The 21,473-nt window shown below is 52.4% G+C and carries 20 protein-coding genes; 9 read left to right on the plus strand and 11 right to left on the minus strand.

Annotated features, from left to right (window positions below):
- Nucleotides 1-44: 44 nt before the first annotated feature.
- Together D6024_RS02710 and D6024_RS02715 are read right to left on the minus strand one after the other, a co-directional pair.
- Nucleotides 45-356, minus strand: a complete 312-nt coding sequence (locus D6024_RS02710) for a hypothetical protein (protein WP_121352724.1) — start codon at nucleotides 354-356, stop codon at nucleotides 45-47.
- A gap of 174 nt (nucleotides 357-530) precedes the next feature.
- Nucleotides 531-1,163, minus strand: a complete 633-nt coding sequence (locus tag D6024_RS02715; RefSeq protein WP_121352726.1) for a YgjV family protein — start codon at nucleotides 1,161-1,163, stop codon at nucleotides 531-533.
- An 89-nt stretch (nucleotides 1,164-1,252) separates the two neighbouring features.
- Between D6024_RS02715 and D6024_RS02720 the strand changes: the two genes are divergently transcribed.
- The 3 genes from D6024_RS02720 (at nucleotide 1,253) to purH (ending at nucleotide 6,147) form a co-directional block, all read left to right on the plus strand.
- Entirely contained in the window at nucleotides 1,253-2,443 is a 1,191-nt protein-coding gene (locus tag D6024_RS02720) for an MFS transporter (protein WP_121353466.1), read from the plus strand.
- A 21-nt stretch (nucleotides 2,444-2,464) separates the two neighbouring features.
- Nucleotides 2,465-4,534: a ComEC/Rec2 family competence protein gene (locus D6024_RS02725; protein ID WP_121352728.1), complete on the plus strand. Its 2,070-nt coding sequence runs from the start codon at nucleotides 2,465-2,467 to the stop codon at nucleotides 4,532-4,534.
- Nucleotides 4,535-4,638: 104 nt separating this feature from the next.
- On the plus strand, nucleotides 4,639-6,147 hold the full coding sequence (gene purH / locus D6024_RS02730; RefSeq protein ID WP_121353467.1) for a bifunctional phosphoribosylaminoimidazolecarboxamide formyltransferase/IMP cyclohydrolase: 1,509 nt from the start codon (nucleotides 4,639-4,641) through the stop codon (nucleotides 6,145-6,147).
- Nucleotides 6,148-6,506: 359 nt separating this feature from the next.
- Here purH and D6024_RS02740 read toward each other — a convergent pair whose 3' ends face one another.
- The gene (locus D6024_RS02740; protein WP_240409917.1) at nucleotides 6,507-7,331 is read right to left on the minus strand and encodes a glycosyltransferase family 2 protein; all 825 of its coding nucleotides are present in this window, start codon (nucleotides 7,329-7,331) and stop codon (nucleotides 6,507-6,509) included.
- 113 nt (nucleotides 7,332-7,444) lie between these two features.
- Between D6024_RS02740 and D6024_RS02745 the strand changes: the two genes are divergently transcribed.
- Nucleotides 7,445-8,239 (plus strand): nitrilase family protein, encoded by a 795-nt coding sequence (locus D6024_RS02745; RefSeq protein WP_121352732.1) that lies wholly within the window; start codon nucleotides 7,445-7,447, stop codon nucleotides 8,237-8,239.
- Nucleotides 8,240-8,256: 17 nt separating this feature from the next.
- Here D6024_RS02745 and D6024_RS02750 read toward each other — a convergent pair whose 3' ends face one another.
- The 7 genes from D6024_RS02750 to gldB form a co-directional block, all read right to left on the minus strand.
- Nucleotides 8,257-8,967, minus strand: coding sequence for a LytR/AlgR family response regulator transcription factor (locus tag D6024_RS02750; RefSeq protein ID WP_121352734.1), 711 nt, complete (start codon nucleotides 8,965-8,967; stop codon nucleotides 8,257-8,259).
- Nucleotides 8,968-8,974: 7 nt separating this feature from the next.
- A complete protein-coding gene (locus tag D6024_RS02755; RefSeq protein WP_205573211.1) occupies nucleotides 8,975-10,138 on the minus strand; it encodes a sensor histidine kinase in 1,164 nt (387 codons plus the stop codon).
- Nucleotides 10,139-10,246: 108 nt separating this feature from the next.
- Nucleotides 10,247-10,597 carry a hypothetical protein gene (locus tag D6024_RS02760; RefSeq protein WP_121352737.1) on the minus strand — a complete coding sequence of 117 codons (351 nt, stop codon included), beginning with the start codon at nucleotides 10,595-10,597 and terminating at the stop codon, nucleotides 10,247-10,249.
- A gap of 193 nt (nucleotides 10,598-10,790) precedes the next feature.
- Entirely contained in the window at nucleotides 10,791-12,260 is a 1,470-nt protein-coding gene (locus D6024_RS02765; RefSeq protein WP_162944492.1) for a S41 family peptidase, read from the minus strand.
- Nucleotides 12,261-12,265: 5 nt separating this feature from the next.
- The gene (gene thiL, locus D6024_RS02770; RefSeq protein ID WP_121352740.1) at nucleotides 12,266-13,300 is read right to left on the minus strand and encodes a thiamine-phosphate kinase; all 1,035 of its coding nucleotides are present in this window, start codon (nucleotides 13,298-13,300) and stop codon (nucleotides 12,266-12,268) included.
- A gap of 9 nt (nucleotides 13,301-13,309) precedes the next feature.
- Nucleotides 13,310-14,095: an inositol monophosphatase family protein gene (locus tag D6024_RS02775; RefSeq protein ID WP_121352742.1), complete on the minus strand. Its 786-nt coding sequence runs from the start codon at nucleotides 14,093-14,095 to the stop codon at nucleotides 13,310-13,312.
- Nucleotides 14,096-14,151: 56 nt separating this feature from the next.
- Nucleotides 14,152-15,189, minus strand: coding sequence for a gliding motility lipoprotein GldB (gene gldB, locus D6024_RS02780; RefSeq protein ID WP_121352743.1), 1,038 nt, complete (start codon nucleotides 15,187-15,189; stop codon nucleotides 14,152-14,154).
- A gap of 62 nt (nucleotides 15,190-15,251) precedes the next feature.
- On the opposite strand from gldB, the gene D6024_RS02785 reads away from it, so the two are divergent.
- Nucleotides 15,252-17,120: an NAD+ synthase gene (locus D6024_RS02785; protein ID WP_121352745.1), complete on the plus strand. Its 1,869-nt coding sequence runs from the start codon at nucleotides 15,252-15,254 to the stop codon at nucleotides 17,118-17,120.
- Here D6024_RS02785 and D6024_RS02790 read toward each other — a convergent pair.
- Entirely contained in the window at nucleotides 17,117-17,596 is a 480-nt protein-coding gene (locus D6024_RS02790; RefSeq protein WP_121352747.1) for a hypothetical protein, read from the minus strand. The genes D6024_RS02785 and D6024_RS02790 overlap by 4 nt on opposite strands.
- 72 nt (nucleotides 17,597-17,668) lie before the next feature.
- On the opposite strand from D6024_RS02790, the gene D6024_RS02795 reads away from it, so the two are divergent.
- The 4 genes from D6024_RS02795 to D6024_RS02810 all read left to right on the plus strand — a co-directional run bounded on the left by D6024_RS02795 (nucleotide 17,669) and on the right by D6024_RS02810 (nucleotide 21,454).
- Complete coding sequence (locus D6024_RS02795) at nucleotides 17,669-18,667, plus strand: AAA family ATPase (protein WP_121352749.1); 999 nt, start codon at nucleotides 17,669-17,671, stop codon at nucleotides 18,665-18,667.
- A 72-nt stretch (nucleotides 18,668-18,739) separates the two neighbouring features.
- A complete protein-coding gene (locus D6024_RS02800; RefSeq protein WP_121352751.1) occupies nucleotides 18,740-19,615 on the plus strand; it encodes a DUF58 domain-containing protein in 876 nt (291 codons plus the stop codon).
- The gene (locus D6024_RS02805; protein ID WP_121352753.1) at nucleotides 19,612-20,469 is read left to right on the plus strand and encodes a hypothetical protein; all 858 of its coding nucleotides are present in this window, start codon (nucleotides 19,612-19,614) and stop codon (nucleotides 20,467-20,469) included. Before D6024_RS02800 ends, D6024_RS02805 begins: the two co-directional genes overlap by 4 nt.
- Nucleotides 20,447-21,454 carry a VWA domain-containing protein gene (locus D6024_RS02810; protein ID WP_240409918.1) on the plus strand — a complete coding sequence of 336 codons (1,008 nt, stop codon included), beginning with the start codon at nucleotides 20,447-20,449 and terminating at the stop codon, nucleotides 21,452-21,454. Before D6024_RS02805 ends, D6024_RS02810 begins: the two co-directional genes overlap by 23 nt.
- The last annotated feature ends 19 nt before the right edge of the window (nucleotides 21,455-21,473 follow it).

Raw genomic sequence — 21,473 nt, forward strand, 5'->3', positions numbered from 1 at the left:
CAAAAGTTGGCGCGGCTGCTTTAACAACGATTTAGTAGGAAGAGTCAGTTTCCTTTTGCACCGGAAAAAACATAGGCACTGACGTTAACCGAATCGGCCGCCTGCAACCGCGCCTTTCGGATCATCACGGTTAAAATCGGTTCCCATTCCTGCGCACTGTATTTCTGTACCGGCTTCAACCCATGACAACGTCCGCAGCGGTTGGTGTATACAACCCTGCCTTGTGCAACAGCACTTGCATTGTATGTTCGGGGAGGAATGTTTTCGTTTGCTTTGGTTCTGGAAGCAGGCACCGTTTTGCGGCTGCAGGCAAGGACAAGCAAAACAGGAATGAGCAGGAGAAGACATTTTTTCATACGGTCCGATTGATTCCAACTGACCGCCAAAAAGCCAGGAGGTTAAAAGCGGTGAACGAATTTGCAAAAAGAATTAGACCATTTTCACTTCAGCTGCCTGGTAGTGGAGACTGTGATAATGGTGAAACAAAAAATCCAGGTAGCCCACTATCCTGCTATCAAACCGAAGTGGTATTAGAGGTTTTTGACAACGCATTCCCGCCCGTTCACTTCCTCTTTTTGAAAGCCCATTTTTTTCAGGAAGTCTGCATGGCCTTTGTTGGCCACTTCTGTGTACACCAGTTTTCGAATGCCCCGGGTGAGCAGGTAAGCCTTTTCTTTCTCGAAAATAAAATACCCCACTTTGTAATCGCGGTATTTGGGAATGGTGTAGTTCAATTTCACCGTTGCCGTTCCATCCGGCGCCAGCGTGGCCACAAACACATTGGCCAGTACCATGTCGCGCAGCACCACAAACCGGATATCGCTTTCGTCTTCCTGCAAAGCGAACGACGGGAAATAGGTTTTGATGTCGGCTTCGTAAAAGCGGAGAAATTTTTGGATCAGCCTTGCATCGGGACCGAATTCGAGCAGGTCGAAGGCTTCTTTTTTGCGATAGATTTTCACCAGCGCAAACACGTTGATGAAAAACAAAAGTGCGTTCGTCAGGATAATCGGGAAGGCCTGGAGCAAACCACCGTACACGATAAAAGCCAGGCAACCGCCGGTGTTCAGCCAGCGAAAGCGCAGGTCGTTGGTTACGAGCAACGAAAGGGCCAGCAGCAGCGAAGCCAGGTAGCCGGCGATCTGTATGATGAGTGCTGTCATGGGATTTTTTTGGGAGTGCGAATGTAGCAAAAGCCGGATGATGCCTGTTGCAGGAGATCGAAACAAGGCCGCAGTCTTATCTTCAGCGTGTGAAAATCATCAACCGCACTGTCCTGGTTTTGTCGCTGGTTTCGCTGTTTGCCGATATCGCCAGCGAAATGCTCTACCCGATCATCCCGGTCTACCTGAAAGAGATCGGTTTTTCGTTTTTGCTGATTGGATTGCTGGAAGGGATGGCCAATTTCACCGCTGCCATCAGCAAAGGCTATTTCGGGAAATGGAGCGACGAAAAAGGGCTGCGGCTTCCCTTCATCAAGCTCGGTTATTTTTTCAGCGGCATTTCCAAACCCCTGATGGCGGCATTCACCTACCCGTTGTGGATCTTTTTTGTGCGGGCAACCGACCGCCTGGGCAAGGGACTGCGAACCGCCGCCCGGGATGCCCTGCTTTCACAAAACGCCACGCCAGAAACCAAGGCCCGGGTGTTTGGCTTCCACCGGTCGATGGACACGCTGGGCGCTGCCATCGGGCCGGCGCTGGCGCTGCTGCTCTTTGTTGTCTTTCCCAAAAACTACATGCTGATCTTCCTGCTGGCGGGCATACCCGGCATTGTTTCCGTGCTCCTTGTTTTTTTGCTCAACGAAAAAAAGCAGCCGTCTTCCACGCTGGGCAAAGGCAATTTCTTTTCGTTTTTCCGGTACTGGAACATTGCCTCAACGCCGTACAAAAAACTCGTGACCGGCCTGTTGCTGTTTGCCCTTTTCAACAGTGCCGACGTATTTCTGCTGTTGAAAACAAAAGAAGTGACGGGTGACGACCGCCTCACCATCGGTGCGTATATTTTGTACAACGTGGTGTTTGCCCTGGCGGCTTATCCACTCGGGGCACTGGCGGATAAAATCGGGATCAAAAAAGTTTTCCTGTCCGGGCTTTTGCTGTTTGCCGGCGTCTATGCGCTTTTTGCCTATGCGCCGTCCGTTGTCACCATCTTTGTTGCCTTTGTTTTGTACGGGATTTATGCGGCCGCTACCGAAGGCATCACCAAGGCCTGGATCACCAATCTCTCGCATGGCGAAAACACGGCAACGGCCATTGGCTTTTACACGTCCTGCGAAAGCATCTGTGCGTTTTTTGCCAGCGTGCTTGCCGGTTGGATCTGGGGTGCATTGGGCAGCGCCACGACGTTTTTTGCAACGGCCGGCGTTGCGGTGCTGGTGTTCTTCTATTTCCTGCTGGCCGATCGGCCGGCCCGTCAAAAGGCAACAGTTGCAGAAGCGTAAAATCGTTTTTACCTTTTGGGAATGGCTGCACGGCTCTGGCACAAAGCCCCGTTTGTCCGTTTGCTGGCTGCATTGGCAGGCGGCGTCGTGCTGCAATGGTATGGGCAATTCCCGCTAACAGCGCTGCTTCTTTGTTTTGCGTGCTGTCTCTCTTCGCTGCTTCTTTACTCTGTATTGCCGTTGCGCTGGCGATACAGGCTGCGGGTAAGCAATGGCCTTGCACTCCTGTTGCTGCTGGTAGCCCTGGGCGGCATTTCTGTTTGGCTGCACGATACGCGGAACAACCCGTTGTGGTTTGGCAATACATACCGCAACGGTGATTTTGTCCAGGTGATCCTGGAAGAACCCCTCGTGGAAAAAACAGCTTCGTACAAGGCACTGGCCACCGTGCATTCGCTGCGCACAAAAGCAGGCGAACGAAAAACAGAAGGAAGGATCATCCTCTATTTCAAAAAAGATTCGGCCCTGCCGCCGCTGCAATACGGCAGCCTGGTTGTTTTTCAACAAAACCTGCAACCTATTAAGAACGCAGGCAACCCCGGTAGCTTCGATTATCAAACCTACAGTCTTTTCCAGGGCATTACGCACCAGGTGTACCTGGCGCCGTCCGATTTTGTTGTGCTGCCGGCCACACGGCAAGACAGGGTGCAGGCATTTATTTACAACAGTCGCTCCTGGGTCGTATCGACACTGCAAAGGTTTATTCACGGCGAAAAGGAACAGGGTCTTGCCGAAGCGCTCCTGATCGGCTACAAGGATGACCTGGATAAAAACCTGGTGCAGGCCTATTCCAATACCGGCGTGGTGCACATCATTGCCATTTCGGGATTACACTTAGGATTGATCTACTGGTTGCTGCTCCTGCTGACAAAGCCGCTCAAACATGTCCGCAAACTGCGTTGGCTGCGTTTACTCCTCATCATTTCTTCGCTTTGGCTGTTCAGCATCCTGGCCGGCGGCGGACCGTCGGTGCTACGGTCGGCACTGATGTTCACCCTGATTGCAGGGAGTGAAATGGCCCTGCGAAAAACAAACATCATCAACACCCTTGCGTTCTCCGCCTTTGCGCTTCTTTGCATCAACCCGTTTTGGTTGTGGGATGTTGGTTTCCAGCTTTCGTATGGAGCGGTGCTGAGCATCGTGCTTTTCTTTCAGCCCATCTACAACTGGCTGCAGTTTCACAACCGGATGGTTGATTTTGTCTGGAAGCTGACAGCCGTCACCATCGCGGCGCAGATCCTTACGCTGCCCATCAGCATTTACCATTTTCACCAGATGCCGCTCCTGTTTTTGCTCACCAATTTTATCGCCGTACCGCTGAGCAGCTTGATCCTGATGGGAGAGATTTTGCTTTGTGCACTTTTCTTTCTTCCCGCTCTTGCCGGTTTTACGGGACTCCTTTTAAAAGCAGGTATTGCCTTCATGAACAGCTACATTGAAGGACTCGACCGGTTGCCGTTTTCCACCTGGAATTTTCTTTCGATCAACCTGGTGCAGGCTATCCTGTTGCTGGTCTTTTTCCTGGCATTTTGCTACTGGCTGATGGAAAAGCAGCGGCGGCAGGCCTGGATTGCTTTTTCGTCGCTGGCTGTTTTTATGCTGATCAGGGGACATTCTTTTTTTGATGCCTACCGGCAAAAAAAACTGATCGTGTACAATGTGCCGAAACATCCTGCAATGGATATCATCGACGGCAGGAGCTTTGCTTTTTGGGGCGATTCGTCGCTGCTGCTGGACGGCTTTGAACGGAACTTTCACCTGCAACCTTCCCGCGTCATGCACCGCATTTCGCCGGCGACAACGGCAGCATTGCAAAAGGCTTTCGTGCTGGGTGGCAAACGGGTACTGGTGCTCGATGAAGCGATGGCTGTCCCTGATTCCGCAACAAGGCAAACGATCGATGTCGTGATCCTGTCGAAAAACCCAAAACTGTTTATGGCGGACCTGGCCAGGTCGTTTCAAATCGGGAAAGTAGTCATCGACGGCTCGGTGCCGCCGTGGAAGGCCACGCTGTGGAAAAAAGACTGCGACTCACTGCAAATCCCCTGTTCCAACGTCAGCGAGGATGGCGCCTTTGTGATGAACTGGTAGCTCTCTTGACAGACCTCGGAGGTTTTGAAAACCTCCGAGGTCTGTCAAAACCAGTGAGGTCGTTAACACAATGCATCCTACTTTTGCGGCTCATTCGCACAATCATGGATAAGAAAATCACCTCTGCACTCATCTCCGTTTTTTACAAAGACGGTCTCGAACCCGTTGTTCAACAGTTAAAAGCCATGGGCGCCACCATCTACTCTACGGGTGGTACCCAAAAATTCATTGAAGACCTGGGCATCGATGTCGTTCCGGTGGAAAACCTCACCTCCTATCCTTCCATCCTGGGCGGACGGGTAAAGACACTCCACCCTTCCGTTTTTGGAGGCATCCTCGGCAGACGGAACAACGAGACCGACATACAGGAAATGCAGCAGTATAACATTCCCATCCTTGACCTTGTGATCGTTGACCTCTACCCGTTTGAAGAAACCCTGGCGCAGACAAAGGACGAAAAAGCCATCATTGAAAAAATCGATATCGGCGGACCTTCCATGATTCGTGCCGCCGCCAAAAACTTTGCAGATGTAACCGTGATTGCCTCCAAGGAAGATTACCAGCCGCTGGTTGACCTGCTTCAAAAGAAAAGCGGCAGCATTTCGCTGGAGCAGCGCAAAACCTTTGCGGCAAAAGCCTTTCAGGTAGTGGCCAATTACGACATTGCCATCAACAACTATTTCAATGCATCGTCGCCGCTGACCGTGATTGGTGCCGGCCCCCAAACACCCCTGCGCTACGGCGAGAACCCGCACCAGAAAGCCGTTTTCTTCGGCAACCTCTCTGGCTGCTTTGACCAGCTGCACGGCAAGGAAATTTCGTACAACAACCTGGTGGACATTGACGCGGCCATTGAGCTGATTAAAGAATTTACCGACACGACCTTTGCCATCATCAAACACACGAACGTTTGCGGTATTGCCAGCAGGAACTCCGCTGCGGACGCCTGGAAGGATGCGCTGGCCGGTGATCCCGAGAGCGCATTCGGCGGCGTGCTGGTTTGCAACAAAGAGATCGATGCCGCAACGGCCGATGCGATCAACGAGATCTTTTTTGAAGTGCTGCTCGCACCCTCCTTTGCTGCCGATGCATTGGAAAAGCTGAAAACAAAAAAGAACCGCATTTTGCTGCAACTGAAAAACACCGACACCACATCCAACATTTACAAGAATGTCGTGAATGGCACCTTGCAACAAGGCAAAGACGAAGGCAATTACGAAAAATGGGAAGAAGCCGGCGGCCGCGAAACCACCGCTTCGGAAAAAGAAGATCTGCTGTTTGCCAACATTGTTTGCAAGCACCTGAAAAGTAACGCCATCGCCCTTGTCAAAAACAGGCAACTCGTGGGTAAGGGCTGCGGACAAACCAGCCGTATCGATGCCCTGCGCCATGCCGTGGAGAAAGCAAAGCAGTTCAATTTCGATTTGAACGGCGCCGTGATGGCCAGCGATGCCTTCTTCCCTTTTAACGACTGTGTGAAGATGGGGCACGACGTTGGCATCACCGCTTTCATCGAACCCGGTGGCTCCATCCGCGACAAAGACAGCATTGCGTATTGCCAGGAAAACAACCTGGCGCTGGTGATGACGGGCCTGCGGCATTTCAGGCATTAACCTCACCCCGGCCACCAAAGGAAGGAGTGGCTCGGCACAGACCTGCGGCCTCCCCAAATCCCTCCGGGGAGGGCTTTCCATCGCACAGACCCTTGCTTTTGCACGATATAACGAAGCCTTCATCATTCATTTTGATGGAGGCTTTTTGCTGCCGTTTGGCGTCCCTGCCAACGGCATTTCTTTTGCCCCGAAAGAGCAATATATTTTATGTCACCAGCAATAGAATAGCCATTGAGCATCCGTTGCGTCGCACTCTTCAGCGTTCGGAACGCAGGGCGGCAAAAAAGAATTCCATCCCTCAGAGGGATGGAATTCTTCGGCCGATTAAACATATCCTGGCCGAGCTAAACATGTGTTGGCTACACTCCGCTTTTCGACGCGACGGGAGAGACCCGCTCATACATCTTCCGCTTCAGCAATCCCCATTTGCACAGGCGGTGCACCAGCGATACCCGCAACACACCCAATCCGTAGATCGAACTTCGTTTGAAATTGATGCTGGAGGCTTCTTCAAAATACTTGGTCGGGCAGGTTACTTCTGCCACTTCGTATCCAAAATAGATGATCTGCGAAATCATTTCGTTGTCGAAAACAAAATCATCGCTGTCGATTTCGTAATTCACTGTTTGCAGCACTTCCCGCGAGAAAGCACGATAGCCTGTGTGGTATTCCGAGAGCTTCTGTCCTACCAAAATATTTTGCGTAAAGGTGAGCACCCGGTTGGCGATGTACTTGTATAGGGGCATCCCGCCACGCAGGGCACCGTTGCCAAGGATGCGGGATCCCATCACCACGTGGTAAAGATTGTTGGCGATCAAATAGGCCATGGAGGGAATCAGCATGGGCGTGTACTGGTAATCGGGATGCAGCATGATCACGATGTCGGCGCCCAGTTCCAGCGCCTTGTTGTAGCAGCTTTTCTGGTTGCCGCCATAGCCGCGGTTGCGTTGGTGCTCTACGATATGACGAATGCCAATCTCCCTGGCCTTTTGCACGGTTTCGTCCTTGCTCAGGTCATCCACCAGCACCACGTCGTCCACGATGTCAAAAGGAATCTCCCTGTAGGTTTGTTCCAGCGTCTTTGCTGCATTGTAAGCAGGCAGGACTACCACAATTTTTTTTCCGTTCAGCATGAGGCGGCAAAAGTAAGCGTCCTGCTGCATTTGCAGGCAGCGAAGCTGCACAGGACCGGAATTTGAGACGTCTGCCGTTTCCTCCTGTTGGCCAGGACGCCTAACCAGCGCAAATCAACCCACCGCAGCGGGTGATTGGGAACAATGATTTATTTTCACGGCCTATGTCGTCGTTAACATTCACTTTGATCCAGACAGCGCTCCATTGGGAAGACAAGAAGGCCAACCTGCAGATGCTGGAAGAAAAAATCAACAGCATCCGCGAAAAAACACAGGTGGTGGTATTGCCGGAAATGTTCAGCACCGGTTTCAGCATGAAGCCGGAGCAACTGGCCGAAACCATGGAAGGCGAAACGCTGGCCTGGATGAAGCGGATTGCTGCCGCGAAGAAAATCATCCTCACCGGCAGCGTCATCATCGAAGAGGACGGCAATTATTTCAACCGCTCCATCTGGATGTTACCGACCGGGGAATATGGCTATTATGACAAGCGGCACCTCTTTGCCTTTGCCGAAGAAGACAGGCATTATACCGGCGGCACCAGCCGCTTTATTGCGTCGGCCAATGGGCTGAAATTAAACCTGCTGGTGTGCTACGACCTGCGTTTCCCGGTGTGGGCACGGCAGCAGTTTGACGAGGAACAAAACTTCGAATACGATGTGCTGATCTATGTGGCCAACTGGCCCGAGCGCCGCAACACGGCCTGGAAAACCTTGCTGCAGGCAAGAGCCATCGAAAACCAGTGCTACGTGATTGGCGTAAACCGCGTGGGCAACGACGGCAACGGCATTTATCACAGCGGCGACAGCATGGTGGTTTCTCCACTGGGCGAAGTGCTTTACCACAAGGCACACGACGAGGACATTTTCACCATCACGCTGAAAAAAGACGACCTCGATGAGGTGCGAAAGAAGTTCCAGTTCTGGCGGGATGCAGACGACTTCCAGATCGAACCGTAACCCGCAAAACAGCCTGCTTAGGATAGCTGCTTCATTACACCATTGCGATACAATTTGCCGATCGGAATTTCCGCATTGCCAATTTCCACCAGTTCGGTTGTAAACGATTTGATCTTGCCAAGGGAAACAATAAAGGAGCGGTGTGTGCGGACAAACTGTTTTTCCGGCAGCATGGCTTCCACGGAAGAAATGGATTGCTTGGTCACGATCGTATTGCTACAGGTAAACACCTTGACATAATCTTTCATGCTTTCGATGTAAAGAATATCGCCCAGCACCACTTTCACCATCTTCCTGTCGGCACGGAAATACACAAACGATTCGTTTTTCTTTTCAGCAGGCAGCAGGGCTTCTTCCGCAAGCGGCTTACTGCCCTGCAGGGAAAACGCTTTGTTCACCGCTTTCAGAAACCGGTCAAACCGGACCGGCTTCATGAGGTAGTCCACCACATCCAGTTCGTAACCTTCCAGCGCATACTCCGGGTAAGCCGTTGTCAAAATCACCTTCGGCGGATGTTTGATGGTCTTCAGGAAATCGGTGCCGTTGAGTTGCGGCATGCGGATGTCCAGAAACAGGAGGTCAACGGCTTGCTGCTGCAAGGCGGCAAAAGCCTGGATAGCATTGGCACATTCACCCGCTACCTGCAGCATCGGCAGTTCTTCCACGTAGCGCCGGAGCACGTCACGTGCTGGGGGTTCGTCGTCAACGATCAGGCATTGTATGCGCATAAAAAAATCAGTTTTCAAGAATGGCCATCGCCGGCGGGGGAGCCGCAACAGCAACGCCTTTCATTCTTTCGAGTTCCAGTTTCAGGTTTACAATAAAAACTTCGTCTTCGCTGGTGATGGAAAGCTCGTGTTTACCGGGATAGAGCAACTGCAAGCGGCGGCGTACGTTTTCGATGCCGAGTCCCGGATGATTCGCCGGCTCTCCGCTCACGGCCTTGCTGTTGACCAACTGCACCGCCAGGAGGTTGCCCGTGATGGACACCTGCAGGTTAAGCCAGGGCTGTTCCAGCATATTGCTGATGCCATGCTTAAAGCAATTTTCTACAAAGGGCAGCAACAGGAGCGGCGCAATGGAAAACCCGTTGGCCTCTCCAGGGAAGTCCACGTGCAGGTCAAGCCTGTTACCGTAGCGGATAGTTTCCAGGCCGATGTAATCATCAATCATTTTCAGCTCTTTTTCCAGCGGAACCAGGGGTTGATTGCACTCGTACAACATGTAACGCAGGATATCCGAAAGACCCATGACCATCCGCGAAGCTGCCGGCGAAGTGTTTTGTGTGAACGAGAAAATGTTGTTCAGCGTGTTGAACAAAAAATGCGGATGCACCTGCGCCTTTAACAACTGGAGTTGCGATTCAACGGCCACTTTTTGCAGTTGCAGGTTGCGCTGTCCTTCCACGTACCAATGCTTCATCAGCTTGATGGCAGCCGCCAGCCCGCCAACAGTAATACCGCCCCGAAGCCCGGCCAGGAAGGCCAGGTGAAAACTGCCTCTTTCCGCCGGACTGGTATGAACCTGCATCTGCAGACCCTGCGGCAAAACCGCCTCCCGCACCGGCAGCACGACGTAGATAGAAAGGAAGGAAGAGAGCAATGCCGTTGCAAGGATAAAAGCAAAGGTCCACAAAGCCGCCGACAGGTATTTGTTTCTCACCACGTAAACCGGGATAACAAAATACATGAGCGCATAGGATAAAAAAATATGAATCGGCAGAAACAACAGGGAGTCCAGCATCGTTTGCGGCAGGCGGTGCAGGTAGTCCATCGAGGGCGAAAGACTGATAAAAGCATAGAGGAATCCCTGGAACACCGCCCAGAACAACCAGAAAGCCACGTGCCGCTTGACACGCTGATGAGGGGCATTGGAAAAGATGAACGGGTGCTGATTCATGACTCTCTTTTAAAGATACAACATCAGCAAAGCAAGCGGCGGCGGGATTGCCGGAAGGAACTGTTTTGAAGACAAACAGCATTTAGCGATGACAAATGGTGGTGCTAATTAGTTTTTCAGGGCCACGGCCACCAGCATTTTATTTTCGCTGGCAACGTGCTGTGCTTCCCAGGCAGCAAGCGACTGCTCCAGCACCGCCTTCAGGTTTTTTAAAACCCGTTTTTTCTGCAATTTGATTTTGACGCCGCGAATGGTCTCTTTATACACCAGCACATTATCCAGGTTGTAGAAATAAATCGTGCTGTTCTTCGGCGTATGAATGTTGCTTTCCACCACCCAGTAGCCGTTGTCGGGCACCCACGATGGCTTGTTTGCTGTGCGAAGGTCCTGGGCAACCCCTGTGGTGATGAAGCCGCAAAAAAACACAAGAAACATAGGGAAAAAAAACTGCTTTTTCATAATCGATGTTTTACGGTGAAACGGGTGTAGGTCCGTTGCACCCTAAAACTAGCTTGCAGCCCTGCGGGAAAAAGGCAAAGTCGCTCACTGTTGCCTGCCTGCATCCAGACATGCAAAGAAGAAAGACCAACAGGAAGAACAAGAGACGAACACCTTTTGTCGATGAAAGAAAAAACCTGCAGACAAAAAGGATTTATTGTGTTGATTTTTCGCGGATCAGTGCCTTTACTTTTTCCAGTTTGTAGTCGCGGTTTTTCCGAATATCCTCCACGCTTGGCGGTGCGGGCACCTGTGGGATAACGCCGCGGCCCTTTACTTCGTTTTTGTCAATCACCAGGCGAAACAGCGGAAGGCGAAAACGGACCTTCGTATTGGGCAGTGTAACATCCGGGATCAGCCAGGCCGTATTGCCATAGGCGCCGCCCCCGGTTTCTTCTCCCACCACAACAACGTTCTCCTGTTTGTATAGCGCCTTCGTAAAAAGCGAGGCGGCCGAAAACGTGTTGCCGCCGGTAATGATGTAGGTCATACCGTTGAAATGATACCGGTTTTTGGGTTTGAATTTTTTGGATTCAAACCAGGTAAAATGATAGCGTCCGTCGGCCTTTTTCCGGGTGAGAAACTGGAGAAACAGCCAGTTAAGAAACCGGTTTTCCCGGTACTTGCCGTAATGGCTGCTGCGCCGGATGGCGTACAGGGTATCGGCAATGGTAAACGGTGCCCTGGCGATGTACTTGGTGAGCAGGTTGGAAAGGATCACGCTTCCGCCGCCGTTGCCCCGCATGTCCACCACAAGGTTGGGAAGATGCTGCTTATTTATCGTGCGGAACGAACGCCTGAAAAAGCGGCGCAGGCCATAGCCTTTTGTAAACGTGTTCACCTCGAGAAAAGCCGTATTCAGGGCCGTGTCGATCCGGAAATTTCGCATCATCTCCCGTTCCATCTTTTTGCGTTCCCGCCGTGGGATCTTTGGCGGTTGTTCGCGCCGGCCGCGGGCCGTGTCGGCTCTTGCATTGTAGAGCGAAAGCATCGCCGTGCGAAGCTGGTTGGCCGTGTCGAGAAAGGTGACGGGTGTGCGCAACCGCAGGCCATAGACCAATGCATAGAGGTTGCGGAAATTACTGCCGTTACTGAGCGTTTGGTATTTGTGTGTAAGGTTGTACCCGTCGGCCGGCAGGTACGCGAACAGCGAGTCGACGATCTGCGGGATGGGCCGGTTGTCGATGCTTTTCAACACCACGCCGCGAACAACCGCCGAGTCGCGGCGGTTGATGTTGGCTGTCACCACCACCGTGTCGGGCCAGGCTTTGATGTAAAGCGGGAACGGCGCATTTTGCCCTGGCCCTTCTGTTGCAGCCTTCGACGGCCGCACCGACGCGTGGCCATCGCGGATCTTTGCGATCACGTAGGAAAGAACGGTGCGAAACTGGCCTTCGGTCAGCGAGTCCTTCAAGCGGTTGCGGCCGGTCTCGAAATAAAAATCCATGCTGTCTTTGGGAGTGTACCAATACAGGCTGGGATGGGCTTCTTCGAGACTGGCGCGGAAGATGGCATAGTCTTCCTGCAGTTGCCCTGCCGAAAACTTCCTGGCAGGATTGTACTTGCCGGCTACGCAGCTGCCCAGCAGCACAACGAGACTTAAAAGCAAGCCACTTCTTCCCATTTCCGCTATCCTTGTTTGAAGGCATTCCATCCCTGTGCGGTGATGGGATGCTTGCTGCCGCCTTTGGTGATAATGTGGGCGCCGGCTTCTTCATCGGTCATGTAACCGATCACGCTGATGTCGGCATTGGACGCAATTTTTTCGTAGTCGTCCTGCTTCACTGTAAAGAGCAGTTCATAATCTTCGCCGCCGCTGAGAGCGCAGGCGGTCGGGTCCATGTTGAATTTAAACGCAGCCAGTTTTGTTTCTTCCGCGATCGGAATTTTTTCTTCGTACAACACGCAACCCAGCTTGCTTTGCCGGCAGAGATGCAGGATCTCCGAACTCAGGCCGTCGCTCACATCGATCATGGCCGTGGGCTGCACATGGCTGGTGGTAAAAAAATCAACGATGTCCACCCGAGCTTCCGGTTTCAGGATCCGGCCAACGATGTGCCGTTCGCCTTCAAGGTCCGGCTGCACCTTGGGGTTCTCCAGGTAAATCTGCTTTTCCCTTTCCAGCAGCAGGAGGCCCAGGTAGGCAGCGCCAAGGTCGCCGCTGACGCAAAGCAGATCGCCCTTGCCGGCGCCCTTTCGGGTAACAAACTTGTCGGGCGCCACTTCGCCAATGGCCGTGCAGGAAATGATAAAGCCTTTTTGCGAGGTGGATGTGTCGCCGCCAATCAGGTCCACTTTGTACTGGTTGCAGGCAGCCAGCACGCCTTCGTAAAATTCTTCCAGCGCTTCCACGCTGAAGCGGTTGCTGAAGGCAAGGCCAAGGACGATCTGTGTCGGCGTGGCGTTCATGGCGCAGATATCACTCACGTTCACGGCCACGGTTTTATAGCCCAGGTGCTTTAGCGGGGTGTACATCAGGTCGAAATGCACCCCTTCGATCAGCAGGTCGTTCGACACCACGGTTTGCTTGCCGAAATGATCAATCACGGCTGCGTCGTCGCCAACGCCCAGGATCGAGGAGGCGTTGTGTATTTCGATGTTTTTGGTCAAATGATCAATGAGTCCAAATTCCCCCAAAGAGGAGACTTCCGTTCGTTCGCTCATATACAATAATTAGGATTGTTGCGGTATCTCACCTTTCACCCATTGTATCAGTTCGTCGTGAATAGTGCCGTTGCTGGCAATGATGCCGTGCTCGTAGGGTGAATAGGGTTCGCCTTTCATGTTTGTTACTTTTCCGCCGGCTTCCTCCACCAGCAAAAAGCCGGCAGCACTGTCCCAGGCCTGCAGCTTGTGTTCAAAAAAACCATCAAAACGACCGCAGGCCACCCAGGCCAGGTCGATGGCGGCAGAGCCCAGGCGGCGCACCGGAACACCCTTGCGGATAAACCGGCCGAACACTTCCAGCGGGCCGTTTGGCTCGTCGAGGTAGGTGTAAGGAAAACCCGTTACCAGGCAGGCCGCTTCCACCGATGTTTTGGTACTGACGGAAATCTTTTTATCGTTCAGCGTGGCACCCTGCCCTCTTTCGGCAAGGAACAATTCGTTGAGAAACGGATTGAACACGCCACCCAGAATCATTTTTCCATTGTGCTCAAGGCCGATGGAAACACAGCAGATCGGAATGCGGTTGGCAAAATTGACCGTGCCATCAATGGGGTCGATGATCCATTTGTATTGCGAGTCCTGCACCAGGTCGCCGCACTCCTCGCTCAGGATGTGGTGATCGGGAAAGGATTCCTTGATGGTTGCAATGATCACTTCTTCGGCAGCATGATCCACTTCCGTTACGAGGTTGTTGATGCCTTCCTTGGAGGAAATTTTAAAGTCGGTTTCATCAAAGCTCCGGATTTTCGTTCCCGCGGTTTCGAGTGCTTTTAGGAGGGTGTTTTTAAACATGCCCAAAGATAACCGCAGATCGGTGTACAACAATTGCCCACCCTGATCGCACCGCCTTACTTCGGCTTATACTTTGCGCCCTCGAAAATCTTCCGGGCCGGCGTGTGAAGAATTTGCGCCACGGAAAGTTTTTTGTTGCGCTGTTCAAACCGGTCGATGATGCGCCAGCCGATCCACGGCCCGATATTGCCCGGCGCTCCTTCGCCGTTGGTGCCGTGTGGCAGGGTTTGGGTAAACGGCGCTTCGCCAATATAGCTTTGCACGGCCGCCTGCTCCACCGAGAACAGGTTCTCGTTTTGGTTGATATAACCCCACACATTGCCCTCTTCCTGGATCACCCAGTCCATTTGCCTGGCCGAGTAGCCGGTGATCAGGCTGTCGGGGGTATCGGGAAGGAACTTCTTCATCAGCCACCATTGCTTTCCCTTTTCAATCATCTGCTCTACCAGCGAAGCGGACTGGCTGGTGTCGGGATAAATCCCGCTGGCAATGGCCCGTATGGAGTTGGGCACGATGTAGGCCGGCTCGAAGCGGCGGCGAATGTAGTCCGGGTATTGCGCCGGGTCGTAAACTTCGAAGTTGCGGCCCAGGAACATCTGCAGGCTGATGACCAGCGTATCCTGGTAGTACGTGGTGCCGTAAATCTCATCGGGGTTCTGCGGGTTGAGGCTTTCAACGGTCGTCAGCACCGCCGGTGTTTTGAACGACGGAAAATAGTATTTGACGTAGCGGAATTGATTGCTTAGTCCTTTTTCAATCGGCTCGGTGCGGGGAAAGTTTTTTTCCACCGTGTTGTACAACGGCCGTATCATGCGGATGTAGTCCAGCAAGGCGTCGCCAAAGGCAAGGTGGCGCTGCTCGGCAATTTCCCGCACCGGCGCAAAGAACTTGAAATAGAGCGGCAGGAAGTCCGGGTATTTTGCTTCCAGGGCCTGGAGCGAGGGTTGCAGGCGAGTGGTGTCGAGGGCAAAAAAATCCCTGTCGAAACGCTGCAGCTTTACTTCTGTTTTGATACCGGAAACATCCGGCGCCTCACGCTTACCCGTACAGGAAAAAACGGCCAGCACAAGGACCGGCAATAACCACGGCAGCAAGGAAGACGGCGTTGTTTTTGATTTATTACAGAACTTTGAAAAGGATTGAATATTCAAGAGAGATGAAAATTTATTTAGCCCAGCAAAATTATCACATTGGCAACTTTGAAGCGAACACGCAGAAAATTATAGACGGAATTAACAAAGCAAAAGCCGCAGGTGCAGACTTGGTGCTGTTTTCGGAGCTTTGCATTTGCGGTTACCCACCCCGTGATTTCCTGGAATTTCATGATTTCATTCACCAGTGCTATGCGGCCGTTGACGCCGTAAAAGCACACGCCGACACGATTGGTGTGCTGATCGGCAGCCCGGCCCGCAACCCGCGACCCGAAGGCAAGGAACTCTTCAACGCCGCTTTTTTGCTGTACGAAGGGGAAGTGAAAGCCGAGATCCACAAAACCCTGTTGCCCACCTACGACGTATTTGACGAGAACCGCTATTTTGAACCGGCCTTCGAGTGGACCTGCATCCCGTTCAAAGGGAAAAAACTCGCCGTGACGATTTGCGAAGATATCTGGAACCTGGGCGACAACCCGCTTTACCGCCAGACGCCCATGGAAGTGCTGATCAGCGAAAAACCGGACGTGATGCTGAACCTTTCGGCTTCGCCCTACAACTATGCGCAGGACACGGTTCGGAACAGCATTGTAAAAGCGCATACGGAGAAATACCGCATCCCGATGCTGTACTGCAACACCGTTGGCTCGCAAACCGAGATCGTATTCGATGGCGGCAGCCTGGTCTACGATGCGCAGGGCAACAAGGTGAAGGAGATGAAGTATTTTGAAGAAGACTATTTTCTGTATGAGCTGACAGCCCCCCTGCCCCCCAGGGAGGGAGTGGCCAACACGCAAGGCCAACTTACGCAAGATGCCCCCATACAGATGGAAACTTCTTTAGGGCAAAACAGTACGGCTGAAAATATTTTACAAAAAGAACTGTCGAAGGCAAACACCGTGTCGTCGCAAAGCGAGGCTTCGCAGCCGGGCCAATCCCCCCTTGGGGGGCAGGGGGACCGGGCCCCCTATTATTATTCTGCCGCTGACGTAGGCAAAGGGTCCGATATCATCGCCTACCTTACCGACGACAAGAACATTGACGAAATTTACCGGGCCCTGCTCCTTGGCATCCGGGACTATTTTCAGAAAATGGGGTTTCAAAAAGCCACGCTGGGTTCCAGCGGCGGCATCGACAGTGCCGTGGTACAGGCCCTGGCAGTGGAAGCACTCGGCAAAGAAAACGTTCATGTCCTGCTCATGCCTTCACACTATTCGTCTTCCCATTCGGTGAGTGATGCAGAGCAGTTGAGCCGCAACCTCGGCAACCGGTTCGACGTGGTGGCCATCAAAGACATTTACGATTCGTTCCTGTCGACGCTGAAACCGATCTTCGGCGACCTGCCATTCAGCGTGGCGGAAGAGAACATCCAAAGCCGTGTGCGGGGAAACCTGCTGATGGCGGTGGCCAACAAATTTGGCTACATCCTGCTCAACACCTCCAACAAAAGCGAACTGGCAACGGGCTACGGCACGCTCTACGGCGATATGGCCGGTGGCCTGAGTGTGCTGGGCGATGTGTACAAAATGCAGGTCTTTGCCCTGGCCCGGTACATCAACCGCAAAAGCGAGATCATTCCCGAAAATATTCTCACCAAGCCACCGTCGGCCGAACTGCGTCCGAATCAAAAGGACAGCGACAGCCTGCCGGAGTACGATATCCTGGACCGCGTGTTGTACAATTACATCGAGTTGCGGCAGGGGCCGAAGGAGATCATTGCACAGGGCTACGATCCCGCGCTGGTGACGAGAACCCTGCGCCTGGTGAACCTGAACGAGTACAAGCGCAACCAGTTTTGTCCCATCATCCGCGTCAGCAGCAAAGCCTTTGGTGTAGGACGGCGGCTGCCGATCGTGGCGAAATACCTTTCCTAGTGTTTGAGGTTGACGATGAGCGACACATTCTGCGCCATGATAACCGTGTCTTTCGTCAGGGTGAAGTTGGTTGCCGTCAGTGTTTTGATGGCCGTTTTCCCGTTCAGCGCCGAAAATACGTTGCCGCTGATCACCAGGTTGGTTTCGTTGTCGGCAAAGGCCCAGTTGAACGTGGAGGTCTGCGGATCGGCCGCGTCGCATTTGCTGCCGCCTTCATCGGCGGTGGCGGTTTTGTCTTTTTTAAACGTCAGCACGTTGTCGAGGCGACAAGACGCGATGCCGGCAGTAGCGGAAGGAATGTCGATGGTGCCGTTTTTGTCCACGTCCACACCCGAACTTTCGTGCACCCAGGCGGAAGACGTGAGATAATCTGTTTTGGTAGGCGTGGCCGGGGGTGTCTGGTCTGATTCTTTCTGGCAGGAAAGAAAAGCGACTGTCAGCGCAAGCAGCCGTACGGAAGTTGAAAAGATTTTCATAATAATGCGGTTTGTGTTAACGTATTTTTATTCAGGCAAACTATTTGATAATCGACGAGACGAAATTTATCTATGACGACATCTGAACAAATCCAACACCTGACGAATCTTATTAAAGACAGACACAATATAAAGCAAAAGCTCTTTTCCGAATTATCCAAAATCATTATAGGGCAGGAAAAAATGCTGGAACACCTTACCATTGCCCTGCTGGCCAACGGCCATATTTTGCTGGAAGGTATCCCGGGACTGGCCAAAACCCTTGCCATCAAATCGCTGGCACAGGCCATCCAGGCAAAGTTCAGCCGCATCCAGTTTACGCCGGACCTCCTGCCCGCCGACGTGATCGGCACCATGATCTACAACCAGCAGCGTAACGAATTCGTGGTGCGCAAAGGCCCCATCTTCGCCAATTTCGTGCTGGCCGACGAGATCAACCGGGCCCCGGCCAAGGTGCAGAGCGCTTTGCTGGAAGCCATGCAGGAACGCCAGATCACCATCGGTGAAACCACTTACAAGCTGGATGAACCCTTCCTGGTGCTGGCCACGCAAAACCCCATCGAGCAGGAAGGAACCTACCCGCTGCCCGAAGCACAGGTCGACCGTTTTTTGCTCAAAGTCGTGGTTTCTTATCCCACCATGCGCGACGAACAAATGATCATCCGGCAGAATGCCGAGGGCTTTACACCACCTGCGATCAACCCCATTCTTTCGACGTTCGAGATCAACGAATCCCGCAAACTGGTACGGCAGATCTACATGGACGAAAAAGTGGAACAGTATATCCTGGGACTGGTGTTTGCCACCCGCGAGCCGGAAAAGTTTGGTCTCAGCAGCCTGAAGCCCACCATTTCTTACGGCGCTTCGCCGCGGGGAAGTATTGCGCTGGCACTGGCGTCGAAGGCGTCGGCCTTTCTCAACGGCCGTGGCTATGTAACACCCGATGACGTTCGCAGCATTGCACACAGCGTGTTGCGCCACCGCATCGGTCTTACCTACGAAGCCGAAGCCGAGAACGTGACGACAGAAAATGTCATTGACCAGATTTTAGGAAAGATAAATACGCCATAAATGAGTGACGAGTGAGGAGTAATCAGTGAGGCCGCCTTCCTGCTCATCACTCATCACTAATCATTCATCGCCATGCTGACCATAAAAGAAATACTCAAAAAGGTCCGGCAGCTTGAGATCAAAAGCAAGCAGCTCACGACAAACCTTTTCTCGGGCGAATACCACAGCGCCTTCAAGGGGAAAGGCATGCACTTCAAGGAAGTGCGGGAGTACGCGGCAGGTGACGACATCCGCTTTATCGACTGGAACGTGTCGGCACGCTTTGGGCACCCGTTCTCGAAGGTGTTTGAAGAAGAGCGGGAATTAACGGTGATGCTGCTCGTGGATGTGAGTGCCTCTTCGCTGTTTGGTACCACCACCACGTCGAAGAAAGGATTGAGTACGGAGATCGCCGCGGTGATCACCTTCTCCGCCATCAACAACGGCGACAAAGTAGGCGTGATCCTTTACAGCGACAGGATCGAAAAATACATTCCCGCAAAAAAAGGAAGGGACCATGCACTGTTCATCATCCGCGAACTGCTTTCTGTTTCATCTGCGAAGAAAAAAACAAACCTGAGCACGGCCTTGCGGTATTTTTCCAACATCAACAAGCACAAAAGCATTGCCTTTATCCTGAGCGATTTCATCGACACCAACTATGCCGACGCCCTGCGTGTCGCAGCCGCACGGCACGATGTGGTCGGTGTAAAAATTTACGACAAGATGGACCTGCAGCTACCCAGGATTGGCATGCTTCGCATCGAAGATGCGGAAACCGGCGAACAAAAATGGATGGACACATCCAACAACTACGTCCGCCACGAATACGAAAAAGATTTTTTTAACCGAACCGAATATTGCACACGAACCTTCAAAAAAAGCGGCTCCGATTTATTGCACATTCGCACCGATGAAGACTATGTAAAAGTGTTGCAGAAATTTTTTATCAGCCGCAACAAACGATGAAAGTATTTTTTGCCTTTTGCTTATTGCTTATTGCCAATTGGCTCCCGGCACAGGTGATCAACCTGACCTACGACAAACAGCGGATCCTGCTGGGCGAACAAATGGGCGTCAGCGTCAAGGCCTTTGTCGACAAAGGAAAAACCTTTGAGGACTTTCCGCTCGACACGCTGCCCCACCTCGAAGTGCTGGAAAGTTCGAAGGTGGACACGGTTCTTGTGGGCAACACTCTGCAGCTTTCGCAAAAAATGATTGTCACCAGTTGGGACAGCGGTAAATGGAACGTGCCCACTGTCATTGCCGGCGGCCTGCCGTCCAAACCAATTTCGATTGACGTGGCCTATACATCGCCCTGGGACCCGAACCAACCCTACCACGATATCAAGGGAATTGTGCCGGTAAAAGATCCGGGCCGCTCCACCTGGTGGTGGTATGTCATTGGCCTGGCCGTGCTGGTTGCGCTTTTCCTGCTGTTTTTCCCCGAAGGCAAAAAAGAAAAAGGAGAAGTGGAACTGGACAAAAGCGCCTACAAGAAAGCATTGCAGCAACTGGAAAAACTGCAGAAAGAAAAACCCGGCGATGCAAAACAGTTTTACACGGAACTGATCAACATTTTCAGGGCCTACCTGAAAGGCGCAAAGGGAATCCAGTCGTTTTCCAAAACCACCGATGATTTGAGCATCCAACTGCAATCGCAGAAAATGCCTTCAGCCGAATACAACGGCCTGGTGCAAACCCTGCGGTTGAGTGACCTGGCAAAGTTTGCCGCCTACAGGCCCGACGAACGCCTGAACCACGAAGCACTGAACACCATTCAACAAAGTATAACGACCATTGAGCACGGAAATGCTGTATGATTATTTTCAAAATATAACCTTCGCCAACGTTTGGGTACTGCCCTTTCTCATCATGCTGCCCGTTATAGTGTGGCTGCGTTATACCACCCTTGGCAAAATCAAATCCACCCTTACGCTTTCCACCGTCCAGGGGATCAATTACCGTACGGCAAAAAACTACCTCGTTCATGTTCCATTCTGGCTTCGTCTGCTGGTGCTTGCCTGTTTGCTGCTGGCACTGGCCCGTCCGCAGATCCGCAATGTTCAAAGCCGCAACAAAGGCGAAGGCATCGACATCGTGTTGTGCATCGACGTGAGTGGCAGTATGCTCTCGCAGGACTTTGCCCCCAACCGCCTGGAGGCCGCTAAATCCGTTGCGGTTGATTTTGTGAAAAGCCGCCCGGTCGACCGCTTTGCCCTTGTCACGTTTTCCGGCGAAAGCTTTACACTGTCGCCCCTGACCACCAACCACGAGGTTGTGCTGCAGCAGATCAAAAGCCTGAAGAGCGGCATGCTGCAGGACGGTACGCTGATTGGCGAAGGCCTGGCCAAATCGGTGGAGCGTCTTTCGTCGGTTGGCAGTGCCAAAAGCAAGGTGGTGATCCTGTTGACCGATGGCAAGGAAGAAGCGCCGGATACCCGTATCATCGATCCCCTTACGGCCCTGCAGATCGCCAAAGTAAAAGGGGTGAAAGTCTACACCGTCGGCATGGCCGGCGATCCCATGGCACAGCGCTATACGCAAAACTTTACCCGCACCAGCAACCTCGATGATGCCCTGCTGCAGCGCATGGCCAGAGAAACAGGTGGCGCTTATTTCAAGGCCCGGGATAAAGAAGGACTGGAGGTCATTTATTCGCAGATCGATCGCCTCGAAAAATCAAGCTTCGAACGCATCACCAAAACCCGCGTGGAAGAACAGTTCATGTATCTTCTGCTGGCTGCACTCTTCTTCCTGTTTTTGGAAGTAATTTTGAGATATACTTACCTGCGGAGTTTTCCGTAATGAGTAATGAATAATGAGT

Source organism: Flavisolibacter nicotianae (assembly GCF_003628535.1).
Lineage (GTDB): Bacteria > Bacteroidota > Bacteroidia > Chitinophagales > Chitinophagaceae > Flavisolibacter > Flavisolibacter nicotianae.